This window comes from Caballeronia sp. SEWSISQ10-4 2 (genome assembly GCF_030464885.1).
Taxonomy (GTDB): Bacteria; Pseudomonadota; Gammaproteobacteria; order Burkholderiales; family Burkholderiaceae; genus Caballeronia.
Window position 1 is genome coordinate 1 of record NZ_JALPRJ010000078.1, and the last position, 12429, is coordinate 12429.

A 12429-nucleotide genomic window follows, 5' to 3' on the forward strand; every position below is an offset into this window, starting at 1 on the left:
GGGAGGCGTTTTCTTTGCTTCTGTTTCTTTTTCGCCGTTGTGTTGGAAAAAGAAAGAGGGTGCCGCCACGCACAGTGGCTAATAGTGATAAAAAATACAGCTAACTCACGCGGACCACTAACAACGAAAGCACCACCCCGGCATAAACCCCGCCCACCCGCGCCAGCAGACCAAACCCCAAACCCGTCCACCGGCGCGAGCGAAATTTACTGCGCTGCTACGTAAGCCTTAACCGCCGGCAGACCATCCTTCCCATCGAACGTCTTGACCCCGGCCAGCCACTTATCCAACACCGCAGGATTGGCCTTCAACCACTGACGCGCCGCCAGATTCGGGTCGGTCTTGTTCATGATCGGCGTCATCACGTGATTCTCGATGTCCGTGGAAAACCGCAAATTATCGACCAGCTTCGCCACGTTCGGACATCGCGCGGCATAATCCGGCGGCGTCACCGTCAAGACCTTCGCTTCACCATAGTTCGGGCCGAATACATCGTCGCCGCCGCTCAGGTAATCAATCTTCATGGTCACGTTCATCGGATGCGGTTCCCAGCCAAGGAACACAATCCACTTCTTCTCGCGAATCGCGCGGCCCACTTCCACCAGCATGCCCGCCTCGCTCGACTCCACCATCTTGAACTTGCCAAGCCCGAACTGATTCGAATCGATCATCTTCTTGATCAACGCGTTACCGTCGTTACCCGGCTCGATGCCGTAGATCTTGCCGTCGAGCTTGTCGAAATTCTTGGCGATATCGGCGAATGACTTCAGGCCGCCGTTATACGCATAGTCGGGCACGGCCAGCGTATATTTCGCGCCCGTCAGGTTAGGCGCAGTCAGTACCTTAACCTGGCCGGCTTTCTGGAACGGCTCGACAATCGGGTCCATCGTCGGCGACCAATAGCCAAGGAACACGTCAATCTGCTTGCTCTTGATACCGGCAAAAGTAATAGGCACGGACGCGATGGTCTTCGTCGGTTTATACCCCAAGCCCTGCAGCACCGTGGTCGCAAGACCCGTGGTCGCGGCAATATCGGTCCAGCCTACATCGGCGAAACGGACGTTCTGGCACGTGGCCGGCTCGGCCGCAAACGCGCCGCCGGACATCGTGACATTCAGTAAGACAGCCAGCGCACACGACGACGCGATTCCGTGAATTTTCATGTTTTCTCCCTGTTTTTGAAACTGCCAGACACGACGATGCCGCGCCTCAATCAGCGCAACCCGCCTAAAAAATGGATCATCAAGCCGACTGCCTGCGCTCAATACTCGGCGCGTGGCCAAATTGCGCGCGGTACGCCTTGCTGAAATGACACGGTGAATGAAAGCCGCAAATTGCCGTCACGCGCGAGATCGATGCATCAGTATTACGCAGCAACTCACGCGCTCGCCGCAGCCGCAGCGTGAGGTAATAATGCGTCGGCGAAACACTCAGGAACATCTTGAACATGCGCTGCAAATGACGCTGCGAAAGCTTCACGAGCCGCGCAAGTTCTTCCAGCGACAACGGCTCTTCAATGTTCGCCTCCATCAGCCGCACCACCTCAATCAGCTCGGCCCGCGAGAACCCCACGCGGGCATCGACGGGAATGTGCTGGTAATCGGTCGTGCCGCGAATCCGCTCCACGATGAACTGCTCGGACACCTGCGCCGCATGCGCCTGCCCAAGCCGCTGGCCGACCAGGTTCAGCATCAGGTCGAGCGGCGCGGTACCGCCCGTGCAAGTCACGCGATCACGGTCGATCACAAACAGTTCATCGGCAAATCGTACGTGCGGGAAGCGCTTGTGCAAGGGCGACATGTCTTCCCAATGCACGGTGCAGCGATACCCATCGAGCAAGTTCGCCGCCAGCAACGCGTACGCACCGGTGCATATGCCGCCAAGCGGCACGCCTTGCTCCGCTACGTGATGCAACAGCGCAATCACGTTTTCATCGACGTAATCGCGTACATGCCAGCCCGCGCACACGATCAGCACGTCCGGCATGCCCGCTTCGGCGAGCGTCTTGGTCGGCTTCACGGTAATGCCGTTGCTCGCGCGCGCCGGTTCGCCGTCAGGCGTGATTACCGACCACGTGTAGTGCTCCGCGCGGCCGACGTAGTTCGCCATGCGCAGCACTTCGATCGCGCTGGTGAACGCGATCATCGAAAAATTCGGCAGCGTCAGGAACCCGAAGTGCGCCAGCTTCGATAACGGTGAATTGTCAGGATGAATCCTGTCCGGCACCATCGCGTCGCGTTTCATCGGGTTTTTATCCTTGGGCTCAGCTTAGCTTCGCTGCCTGATTTAACCACTCACACTGATGCTTAACCTTGCTGTGCTGCCGGTGTGCGGCGCACGCGCATTACGCTGCGAATCCCCGACAACAGCGGCGCCCGCGCCATGCCCGGCGAGCGGCCGAAGCTTTCCGTGATCCGGTCGAGAATGATCGCGAGCAGCACCACCGACAAGCCGCTTTCAAATCCCAGCCCGATATCCAGCCGCTGAATACTCGCCAGCACGTCGTTGCCGAGGCCGCCCGCGCCGACCATCGAAGCGATGATCACCATGGACAGCGCCATCATGATGGTCTGGTTGACGCCGGTCATGATGGACGGCAACGCGTTCGGAAACTGCACCTTGTAAAGCAGTTGCCACGGCGTGCAGCCGAATGCCTGACCCGCTTCCACGATCTCGCGATTCACATGCTTGATGCCCAGCGACGTGAGACGCACGGCGGGCGGCATCGCGAAAATAACCGTCGACAAGATGCCGGGAACGCGGCCGAGACCGAACAGCATGGCCGCCGGAATCAGGTACACGAAGGCGGGCATGGTCTGCATCAGGTCGAGCACCGGACGCACGATCGTCTCAACGGTTTTGCTCTTGGCCGTCCAGATGCCGAGCGGAATACCGAGCAACAAACTGATCAAGGTGGCAGACAGCGTCAGGCCGAGCGTGATCACCATCTCGTCCCAGAAGCCGGTCGCGTAGATCAGCAACAACGACAGCAGCGTGAATAGCGCGAACCGCCAGCCGACACGCCACAAGCCGATGCCGACGAAGATCGCCATCATCAGCCACATCGGAATGGATTGCAGGCCGTGTTCAATCAGCGCCGCGAAACTTTCGATAACCCTGCCGATCGCGTCGAAGGTGCTTGCGTCGTGGTCGAGCAGGTATTTGACGCCGTGATCGACCCAACTGCCGAGCGGGATAATTTCAGACATGGGAACCTCGATGTCGAGTCAGAGCCTTGAGAACATTCGCCTTGTTGACCGAACCGCAATACGAGCCGTCCGCCTCGACCACCGGCAGCGGCGCACGGCTGGCCACCACCCGGCTGACGACAACGTCGAGCGGCGTGGTGCGTTGAATGCATTCGATAAGATTGATTTCCGGCGATGCCTGGCCGATTGCATCGCGGCACACAAAACCGCGAATCTTGCGCTCGTGGTCCATTACGAACGCATAGTCGGCGCTGCCGTTGAGCGCCTGCGAGACGCTCGATGCATCGATCTGCGAACCGTGTTTCATCAGCGGCACGACGTCGGTCTGCATCAGGTCGCCGGCAGTCAGGTAACGGCTTGTGTCGATACCTTCGAAGAACGCGCGCACGTAGTCGTCAGCGGGGTTCGAGATGATTTCCTGCGGCGTGCCGATCTGCACCACCTTGCCGCCTTCCATGATCGCGATGCGCGTACCAATGCGCAGCGCCTCCTCCAGATCGTGCGACACGAACATGATCGTGCGCTGCTGTTCGCGCTGCAGATCGAGCAGCACGTTCTGCATTTCCTTGCGTTTGAGCGGATCGAGTGCGGAGAACGCCTCGTCCATGATCATCAGCGACGGGTTCACGGCCAGCGCTCGCGCCAAGCCCACGCGCTGCTGCATCCCGCCCGACAGCTGCGCCGGCAGCTTCTGCGCAAACGGCGCAAGACCCACTTGTTCGAGCACGGCCATCGCGCGTTTCTCGCGTTCCTTGCGCCCGATGCCCGCCACTTCCAGCCCGAACGCCGCATTCGACAGCACCGTGCGCTGCGGCATCAGTGCGAACGACTGGAACACCATGCTCATGTCTTTGCGACGCAGCGCCGTAAGTTCGGAGCGCGGCACGGAAGCCACATCGCGGCCATCGATCAGGACCTTGCCGGCCGTCGGTTCGACCAGCCGGTTGATGAGGCGGATCAGTGTCGATTTGCCCGAACCCGACAGGCCCATCAGCACGAAAATCTCGCCTTCCTTCACCTCGAAGGACACGTTATGGACGCCGACAATCTGTCCGGTGCGGGAGAAAACTTCTTCCTTCGTTGCGCCGCCGGCAAGCATGTCGATCGCCTGCTTCGGGCTCGTGCCGAATACCTTACACAGGTTTTCGACCACGACCTTGTGGGAATTCATCGAACGCTCTCCTGGTTGGCGGACGTGCGTCCGCGCTATGCATACATAGTTGCCAGAAAAAAGTGCGGGTTGCCGACTATTTCCGACAGGCACATGTGGAAATACGACACCTCGATTTTCTTTTTTTAACGAGTGAAAAGCCGGAGCCTTATGGGGAAAGGGTTTGCGAGCAGTACGGGCCCGCTTTTGGCGTTTTTTCCCGTGTCGCGCCAGTGCAAGTGGACGGCCGTTTCTTTGCGTTTTTCCGGTTTTCACCGGCGATTCGCCCGGTTGCTCGGCGCTTTTACCGTCCGACCAATCATATTCCAGGAATGCGGCTCGCCGAACCATGTCGTGTTTTGACTGTTTTTCAGCGCTTGGCCGACGGCTAACGGGCGCGGGCGATCAAGAACGGCGGGGCGCAGCCGTTAACCCTTCATATTCCCTTCATCTAGCCTATCCAGTTCATTTATGCCGCTATTCAATATCCGCCGGGCAAGTGTCGGCGCGAAATTCGCCATCCTCGCGTGTGTGCTCGCGGCCACGGTCGTCGCCGGTTTTACCATCGCGGTCACCCATCTGGCAGGCCAGCAAATTGATGCCCAGGCGCTCGAACGCATGGACGACGACGGCCGCGCGATCGGCACGATGATCCGTCTCTACGACAAAGCCGTCAGCGCCGAAGTCGAGCGCTACATGACGCTGTTCTCGAGCTTCCTGCCCACCGATTTCACGCTCGATGAAGCGCAAAAAGTCGATATTGGCGGTTTGGCGACGCCAACGTTCAAAGCGGGCGACAAGCCGATCAACCTCGATTTCTCGATTCCCGACCAGTTCCTCGAACGTAGTGGCGCGATCGCGACAGTGTTTGCGCGCACCGGTGATGACTTCGTGCGCGTGACGACATCGTTGAAAAAACAGAATGGCGAACGCGCAATCGGCACGCTGCTTGACCGGAAAGGCCCGGCTTACGCGCCGATGCTCGCCGGGAAGCGCTTTATCGGCATGGCGTCGCTGTTCGGCAAGCAGTACATCACCGAATACAAACCCGTTACCGATCCGTCGGGACGCGTGATCGGCGCGTTGTTTGTGGGTGTGGATGTCACGCCGGAGATAGCAGCGCTGCAGCAGAACATTCGCGACCTGACAGTCGGCCAGAACGGCTATTTCTTCGTCGTCGATGCATCGAACGGACCGAATCGCGGCAAGCTGTTCGTGCATCCGGGCGTGGGTGGGGCGGGTGGCGCAGCGACTCAAGCCGCCGATGAACGCATCGCGCCGTTCAAGCAGATGCTGGACGCGAAGGAAGGCCGTCTTTCCTTCGATGCCCCTGACATCGCGGATGCAACCGATCCCAAGGTTCACGGCGGGACGAAGGAAATCGTGTTTCGTACGGTGCCGGAATGGCAATGGCTGATTGGCGGAATCGCGTATCGCGATGAGTTGCTCGCAGACGTGCGGACCACGCGCAATCACTTCCTGCTGATCGGGCTATTCGTGATCGCCGCGTTCGTAGCCGTGCTGCTCTTCGCTGTCGCCAAGCTGGTGAGCCGGCCGCTCGCGGAACTCACGCATGCGTCCGAACGGATAGCGGCAGGCGATTTGAGCGTGCGGCTCGCGACCACGCGTGAGGACGATGTCGGCCGGTTGATGATCGCCATCGATAGTATCGCGACCGGTCTTGCGCGCATTGTTACGCAAGTGCGCAGCGCGTCGGCGGATATGTCGGACGGCACGGGGCGGATCGCGGCGGGCAGCAGCGACATCTCGCTACGGATTGCGACGCAGGCCAGCAGCCTTGAAGAAACCGCGGCGAGCATGGAACAGATTACGTCGACCGTGCAACAAAACGCGGCCAACACGGCGCAGGCGGATCAGCTTGTGGCGTCAGCATCCGACGCAGCGCGCGCCGGCGGCGAAGCTGTGAGCCGGGTGGTCGCGACGATGGGTGAAATCGATGCCTCCGCGCGCAAGATCTCGGACATCACGTCGGTGATCGAAGGCATCGCGTTCCAGACCAACATCCTGGCGTTGAACGCGGCCGTGGAAGCCGCGCGGGCTGGCGAACATGGAAGAGGATTTGCCGTGGTGGCGTCGGAGGTGCGCGGACTGGCTCAGCGCAGCGCGGCGGCGGTCAAGGAAATTGAAGCGCTGGTTGCGGAATCGGTGGGCCGGGTCGCCGATGGTTACCGGATCGCCGAAGAAGCCCGCGGCACGATGGCTGGAATCGTGGAACGTGTCGCGCGGGTGAACGCGATCATCGGCGAGATCAGCGTGGCGTCGCGCGAACAATCGAGCGGCATCGAGCAGGTGAATCTTGCCGTGGCGCAGATTGGCGAAGCGACCCAGCAGAACGCGGCGCTGGTCGGTGAAGCGGAACAATCGACGGCCGGGTTGCATGAGCAAGCGGAACAGCTGAGCCGCGCGGTGAGCGTGTTTCGACTTTAGGAGCGGGAGGCAACGGTGCTTAGTTGTATTCCAGCGCGCGTCTGGAACGCGCCCACCATCCCTCTCACGCCCTCAAGACGTCGGCCGGATCATCTCGAACATTTCGCCGATACCCGCATAATCCCCGCGATAACCCGCACGCATGATCGGCTGCGCGGCGGCCGTATCGAACATACCGTCCTTCAAGAATTCACGCCGGATATGCACGCCGACAACTTGCCCGAGCGCGAGCCAGTTGTTCATCGGCGTGCCGTCCAAAGACTTCAGCCTGATGATCTGCAGCAACTTGCATTCGAGCGCAGCCGGCGACTCCGCCACGTGCGGCACGGCCACGTTCACGCCCGGCGCTTTGGTGAGCCCGGCCAGCTCGAATTCATCGACTTCGTGAGGCACCGTCGCCGACGTCTGGTTCATCTTCCCGGCAAGCGGCTTGCTCGCCAGATTCCACACGAATTCGCCCGTCGCCTCGATGTTCGCGATGCTGTCCTTGAAACCCTCGCTCGAGAATCCAATGACGTATGGGAACGTCGCAAACGCGCCGAAAAAGCTGTACGGCGCGAGGTTCACGCGGCCATCCGGATCGCGGCTCGAAATCCAGCCGATCACTCGCGGCGCGACGATCGCCTTGAACGGATCGTGGCGAAGCCCGTGACCCTCGTCGGGGTTGTAGAAATGCTCGGCGTTGCTGTCGCTCATGAGTGCTTCCCGGTCTTCTTTGCAGTGTGGTGGATCAGGCGCTTGCGCCCTGCTTTCACGCGCGCGTGCTGCGCGTCGTCCCATTCATAAAACCCTTGCCCGCTGCGCACGCCCACGCGCCCGTTCTGCACGTGTTCACGCATCAGTTGCAATACGTCTTCGTCCTTTGCCAGCTCCGGCATCAGGTGCGAGCCGATATCCAGCAACGTATCGAGTCCGCCGAGATCCGCGCTCTCCAGCGGTCCGACCATGCCGTAGCGCCGTCCGAGCGACGCTTTCATCACAGCGTCGACCACTTGCGGTGTCGCTGCGCCCGAACGCACGATAGCAAGGGCCTCGCGCAACACCGCGAACTGCAACCGGTTACCGACAAAACCTGGGATCGCCTTCGTCAGCACGACCGGCTCCATGCCAATAGCCGTCATCAGTTCAGCCGTGCGGCGCGTGACGTCCGGATCGGTCTCGGTTCCAGGCACGACTTCCACGAGCGGAATGGTGTGCGGCGGATTCCAGAAATGCGCGATCACAAAACGCGCCTTGTTTTGCAGCACTTGCGCGAGCAGATCTGGCGGAAAGCCGCTCGTATTGCTGGCGAAAATGGCGTCGTCGCGCAGCAGCGGTTCGAGCGCCTTATACGTGCGATTCTTCAGTTCGAGCACCTCGGGAATGGCTTCCACGATAAAACCCGCCGTTGCCACCCGCTCCAGCCGGTCTGTAGTTTCAATACGCGCGAGTACGTCCCGTTTCCCGTCCGCATTGAATACACCGGCGTCGATCAATTCGTCGAGGATCGCTTCTGCTTTTGCGCCCACCGACGCAAGCCGCGTGGCGTCGATGTCATGAATGATGGTCGGATAGCCGTGCAGCGCCGCCTGCGTCGCTATGCCGACGCCCATCAAGCCGCTGCCCACCACGCCAATAGTGATTTGATTCAAGTTTTCCCCGCAATTGCAGTTGGTTCTTAGCTTTCAAGTCCGAGCCAACTAGGATAGCGCAGCGCCTCCCATCGCGCGGGGCAGCAAATGGCCTATGACTTGAAGGTTACTGCCAGGTGAAGGCTCGCAGCCCCGTGGCCATGCATAAAAAAACCGGCTCCCCTTGCGGGAAACCGGCATTCGCAGCGAAGTCTTTTTAAGACTGACGCGATCAGCCGTGGTTCGGACCGTGGTCGTCGTGGCGATCCGCGTGCGGCGGGCGATGCGACGGACCCGAATCGTGCGGATGATGACGCATCCATTCATCGCGCTGCCAATAACGATGGCCGTCCCAATATCGGTCTCCATGCCAGCCGAGGTTTATAACCACATCGGCCTGCACTATGTGCGGTTGCGCATAATTTTGTTGGGGCATGGGGCCGTGAATCATGCCGTTATCGACCTGGGCGAATGCAGTCGTACCGGTTAAAAGCGCGCCGCCGGCGAGCAGTGTGGCAATGATCGAGCGTGAGGTGTTCATGACTATTCTCCCTTTTCAGCTTGATTTCGTGTTGAGGACGCGCGGCCAGCCGGAACGATGTGCAGGTGTGCCGATGTGCCGCGTCGTTGAAATCACTGTAGCGGGGCGCCAAGTTGCATGACGTGAGCGCTTGTAAGTGTTCGTATCATTGGGCCAGCAGGGCCCGGTGCGTATCGAAATTCTTTAAGCCGCTGATTTCACTAGGCTTTACGTCAGACGGGCAGTGAATCCGGGAACTGTTTCGCCCTGCGGCGTGTAAGCAACGAAAATATGAAATGGTCGATTGGCCAATGCGAGCGCCGGAGGGTGAAAACGGGGAGCGATCTGGAAAGCATGCGCCGAGCGGCGCCGGGAGGAATGTCGCTCAAATGCGACGCGATAGCCTTGTGACAAACGTGCGATCGGTAAGAAAATTAAGCTAGAAAAACTACACAATCTACATCAACGAAAGCAGGCGGACTGCACTACGAAAAAACCTTGTCAAGCATAAACCAGCAACACTTCAGTTTTCCCCGCAGTCCGCACTGCTTTCCCTGCAGCTCACAGACGGATACCCATGATGGTTCCGCGCGACTTGCGCATCCGCTCTGCTTCACGCTGACGGGCTTGGTACGAGTAGTCCGAGTCCATCGGAAGATGCGGCGATTCGAACAGCGATGCAAACTTTTGCAGCAATGCGAAGAGGTAGCTCATGTCAAACTCCTGGTGGTTGGTCAAGGGTTATCCCTTAGACATCATTATAGGGTTTTCACTAGCTTATTCATAGTGCAACGCAACATTTCTTTCGTAGTTTTTCTACACGATTGCGTTTTCGCAACACGCAGAGCCGGTATTTTTGACTGAATCAGTAGCAATTACTGGGTCGAAAGCGCGATCGCGCACAAGGCGGATTGCTAATCGCAACGAAATCCGGTCTTCGCGCCGGGAGCGGACTGGCATAAGCACGCAGCTAGCCGCCTCGTGGACACCTTTATGTGGTTTTCATCGCCGGAATCTTCCACCGCCGCCACCGCCGCCGAAACCGCCTCTGGGCTGGAATTGTCCGCTCGCGCGCGTTACCCAGGTTTTGTCCCTGGCGGACCGAGCTGAGCCGGCTCGTCGTGTTGGTGCTGGGCGTGGCCGGTTGCCAGCCATTCGAGGTGTGTTGCTGCCATCCGCCCCCCTGGTCGTGCTTATAAACATTGCCGTCGTTGCCGGCGTAGACATTGCCGTTGTTCCACGCGACGCGCTCCGGCCCGTGTTCGCGTTGCCGACAACGCCACGCGACCCTGCCTGATGCTCGCCCGAGTTTGTGTTGCCGGTCACACCGGCTCCGGCAGCGCCATAGCGACCCGTCTGGGCGTTATACCCGGCCGCCTGGCGCCCGGCGGCATAGTTGCCGTTGTACGCGTTGCCGGCCACGCCGCCGCGCGACGCTCCCGATCGACCTGTCGACGGATTGCTGAACGACCCCTCGCGGCCGGCTGCGAAGTTGCCGTTATACGCGTTTTGGACGGCGCCCCGGCTTGCCTGGAAATGGCCGCCGGTATAGGGATTGAAACCGGACGCGGCCGTGCCTGACCAGCTGCGCCCGGTCCAGCCGTTCCAGCCGGATGCGTGCGTCACCGTGCCCTGGCCCCAGCGGCCATAGATATTGGCCTGGTTGACGTTCGCGTACTGGCAGTTCATGGGGCCACCGCCGCCCCAGTAGGGTCCCCAGTACGGAGAAGGCGCGCCTCAAGTGGCACCAATGGCAAAGCCGAACGCGAACCCGACTGTCGTTCCAAGCGCGAACCCTGCGCCATATCCATAGGTCGCCGGATAGCCGTAATACACTGCGCCGACATACGGCTCATACACATAACTGGTACCGTACACCACGGTGCCGCTGGAATTGACGACGACTCCAAGATAGCCCGGCGTATCACCCACGACGACGGTATCCGGCGTCGACGAATAAACGTGCACATAGGTCACGTAATACACGGGAGATGCCGGCGGAATCGCGTAGACGGAAGCCGGTATGGCGTCGGCGACATGCCATGGACCGGCCGGTGCACTGGCCGTGAACCAGATGCCGTTGGCAACGGCGAAAAACTGCGACGATGCGGTCTGTATGACGGGCGTCGCCGTGTTCACGGCATACTATAACGAAGTGCCCGCGATGCCGGCAAACTTGGGCGCACCGTCGTACACGACTTTCAGCGTAATCGACTTGCGCGATACGGTAGCGGTCTGTGGAATGGTCGCCGCGATAGCGGCCTCTCTGGCCTGCGGTGTATCCGGGACCGATACGAGCGCATTCGCATGCCGATCGTCCGGCGCGATCTTCGCGAAGTCGGGAGGCAAGCTCTTGCCGTCGACGAACGACCACGGTCCGTTCAAACCTGCTGCGCTGAACCAGCGGCCCGATAGCAGCAGGTAGTAACGGTTGTCGCGCGGCTCGACGAACAGCGCATGGTCGGCATTGGCGACACTCAGCAGGTTGACGCCTTTCACCGGCTGCAGCTACGGTTTCCAGTCTGTCACGACCAGCTCGGCCGGCTGCGCTGCAACAATAACGTCCGGTGCGTGCGCCGGGCGTTTGTCATCGGACGGCAGCATGGGATCCGACTTCATGCTGGTCTGCGCACTGTGCGCGGCGGCGACGAGATCGGGGCTCGGCGTTGCATTGACACGCCACGGACCTGCGAGCGCCGGTGCGTTGTACCAGTAGTCTGCAACATTGAGATGCAGGGTGCCCGCGGCATCCTTGAGAAGCATTGCGCGGGTGTTGATGAGGCGCTGAAAATGCGTGCCGGTTACGTCGCGATAATTCGCGTCGCGATCCATGAGCACGAGCAACGTCGGGCGGTCGGCGAAGAAGACGTGCGGGACGTTTTCTGCACCGTCAGCCCAGGTTGAGCGCCTTGGTGCGTGCTTGCATAGCTTGCCTGCAGCTGCTCGAGCGACGTGGTGAGGCCATCAGGCGTGATGCGCGATTGCAGCGCCGTCTTGACGCTGGCGGATGCATTCGGATTCGCCGGCATGTCGACCTTGTCGAACACAATGTCGCGCAATTGCACCGTCGACGACGTCTTGTCGATTTCGGCCCGCGCAACAAAGTGAGCCACACCGTAGTCCGGCGTCGAGTCCTTGGCGCCTACTGCAATTGCCGCACGGCCTTCCAGGTGATTGCCGTCCCATCCTTCAACTTGTGGCTGAAAAATCTCTATGTGCTGTTGCGCCGCATCGAAGTCGCGAGGCCAGACGGTGGGTAGCGGCGGTGCGGGCGCTACTGGTGCTGCCGCCAGCTCCGTGAGATTGGCCAGCGTCATGGTGAGCGATGTACACACGCGCGCCAACAGGCATAACGACTTCTTTATTTTAAAGCTCATAACCTCCTTTTCCCGCCCAGTTATCCCGGATCAATGCGCTTGGATCATCAGCGCGCGAAGCACTCGGCTAACACCGCAATGCGCAGACAGCACGTGCCTGGAACCCGGTTGATGC

Annotated in this window: 14 protein-coding genes; 1 reads left to right on the forward strand and 13 read right to left on the reverse strand. The window is 60.2% G+C overall.

Going from position 1 to position 12429, the window contains the following annotated elements:
• Positions 1–206: 206 nt before the first annotated feature.
• The 4 genes from M0D69_RS35085 to M0D69_RS35100 all read right to left on the reverse strand — a co-directional run bounded on the left by M0D69_RS35085 (position 207) and on the right by M0D69_RS35100 (position 4380).
• Entirely contained in the window at positions 207–1163 is a 957-nt protein-coding gene (locus tag M0D69_RS35085) for a choline ABC transporter substrate-binding protein (RefSeq protein ID WP_301786418.1), read from the reverse strand.
• Positions 1164–1242: 79 nt separating this feature from the next.
• Entirely contained in the window at positions 1243–2244 is a 1002-nt protein-coding gene (locus tag M0D69_RS35090; RefSeq protein ID WP_301786419.1) for a GlxA family transcriptional regulator, read from the reverse strand.
• Between the two features lie 62 nt (positions 2245–2306).
• Complete coding sequence (gene choW / locus M0D69_RS35095; protein ID WP_301786420.1) at positions 2307–3209, reverse strand: choline ABC transporter permease subunit; 903 nt, start codon at positions 3207–3209, stop codon at positions 2307–2309.
• Positions 3202–4380, reverse strand: coding sequence for a glycine betaine/L-proline ABC transporter ATP-binding protein (locus M0D69_RS35100; protein ID WP_301786421.1), 1179 nt, complete (start codon positions 4378–4380; stop codon positions 3202–3204). Before M0D69_RS35100 ends, choW begins: the two co-directional genes overlap by 8 nt.
• Positions 4381–4830: 450 nt before the next feature.
• Here M0D69_RS35100 and M0D69_RS35105 point away from each other — a divergent pair, with 450 nt between their 5' ends.
• On the forward strand, positions 4831–6807 hold the full coding sequence (locus M0D69_RS35105; protein WP_301786422.1) for a methyl-accepting chemotaxis protein: 1977 nt from the start codon (positions 4831–4833) through the stop codon (positions 6805–6807).
• 72 nt (positions 6808–6879) lie between these two features.
• Here M0D69_RS35105 and M0D69_RS35110 read toward each other — a convergent pair whose 3' ends face one another.
• From M0D69_RS35110 to M0D69_RS35150, 9 genes are all read right to left on the reverse strand, one after another.
• Positions 6880–7503, reverse strand: coding sequence for a flavin reductase family protein (locus M0D69_RS35110; RefSeq protein WP_301786423.1), 624 nt, complete (start codon positions 7501–7503; stop codon positions 6880–6882).
• The gene (locus M0D69_RS35115) at positions 7500–8438 is read right to left on the reverse strand and encodes a 3-hydroxyacyl-CoA dehydrogenase family protein (protein ID WP_301786424.1); all 939 of its coding nucleotides are present in this window, start codon (positions 8436–8438) and stop codon (positions 7500–7502) included. Before M0D69_RS35115 ends, M0D69_RS35110 begins: the two co-directional genes overlap by 4 nt.
• Positions 8439–8649: 211 nt before the next feature.
• Complete coding sequence (locus M0D69_RS35120; RefSeq protein ID WP_301786425.1) at positions 8650–8958, reverse strand: hypothetical protein; 309 nt, start codon at positions 8956–8958, stop codon at positions 8650–8652.
• Positions 8959–9498: 540 nt separating this feature from the next.
• Complete coding sequence (locus tag M0D69_RS35125; protein ID WP_301786426.1) at positions 9499–9651, reverse strand: hypothetical protein; 153 nt, start codon at positions 9649–9651, stop codon at positions 9499–9501.
• 288 nt (positions 9652–9939) lie between these two features.
• Entirely contained in the window at positions 9940–10626 is a 687-nt protein-coding gene (locus M0D69_RS35130) for a hypothetical protein (RefSeq protein ID WP_301786427.1), read from the reverse strand.
• Positions 10627–10674: 48 nt separating this feature from the next.
• The gene (locus M0D69_RS35135) at positions 10675–11076 is read right to left on the reverse strand and encodes a hypothetical protein (protein ID WP_301786428.1); all 402 of its coding nucleotides are present in this window, start codon (positions 11074–11076) and stop codon (positions 10675–10677) included.
• 6 nt (positions 11077–11082) lie between these two features.
• Positions 11083–11436, reverse strand: a complete 354-nt coding sequence (locus M0D69_RS35140) for a hypothetical protein (protein WP_301786429.1) — start codon at positions 11434–11436, stop codon at positions 11083–11085.
• A gap of 9 nt (positions 11437–11445) precedes the next feature.
• On the reverse strand, positions 11446–11769 hold the full coding sequence (locus M0D69_RS35145; protein ID WP_301786430.1) for a hypothetical protein: 324 nt from the start codon (positions 11767–11769) through the stop codon (positions 11446–11448).
• On the reverse strand, positions 11739–12314 hold the full coding sequence (locus tag M0D69_RS35150; protein WP_301786431.1) for a hypothetical protein: 576 nt from the start codon (positions 12312–12314) through the stop codon (positions 11739–11741). The genes M0D69_RS35145 and M0D69_RS35150 overlap by 31 nt, the downstream gene beginning before the upstream one ends.
• Positions 12315–12429 lie beyond the last annotated feature (115 nt).

Coding starts and splice junctions, on each gene's coding strand:
- M0D69_RS35145 (WP_301786430.1), bottom strand. CDS start 11,769: ATGGATCGCGACGCGAATTATCGCGACGTAACCGGCACGCATTTTCAG.
- M0D69_RS35100 (WP_301786421.1), bottom strand. CDS start 4,380: ATGAATTCCCACAAGGTCGTGGTCGAAAACCTGTGTAAGGTATTCGGC.
- M0D69_RS35110 (WP_301786423.1), bottom strand. CDS start 7,503: ATGAGCGACAGCAACGCCGAGCATTTCTACAACCCCGACGAGGGTCAC.
- M0D69_RS35085 (WP_301786418.1), bottom strand. CDS start 1,163: ATGAAAATTCACGGAATCGCGTCGTCGTGTGCGCTGGCTGTCTTACTG.
- M0D69_RS35150 (WP_301786431.1), bottom strand. CDS start 12,314: ATGAGCTTTAAAATAAAGAAGTCGTTATGCCTGTTGGCGCGCGTGTGT.
- M0D69_RS35090 (WP_301786419.1), bottom strand. CDS start 2,244: ATGAAACGCGACGCGATGGTGCCGGACAGGATTCATCCTGACAATTCA.
- M0D69_RS35105 (WP_301786422.1), top strand. CDS start 4,831: ATGCCGCTATTCAATATCCGCCGGGCAAGTGTCGGCGCGAAATTCGCC.
- M0D69_RS35125 (WP_301786426.1), bottom strand. CDS start 9,651: ATGAGCTACCTCTTCGCATTGCTGCAAAAGTTTGCATCGCTGTTCGAA.
- choW (WP_301786420.1), bottom strand. CDS start 3,209: ATGTCTGAAATTATCCCGCTCGGCAGTTGGGTCGATCACGGCGTCAAA.
- M0D69_RS35120 (WP_301786425.1), bottom strand. CDS start 8,958: ATGAACACCTCACGCTCGATCATTGCCACACTGCTCGCCGGCGGCGCG.
- M0D69_RS35130 (WP_301786427.1), bottom strand. CDS start 10,626: ATGAACTGCCAGTACGCGAACGTCAACCAGGCCAATATCTATGGCCGC.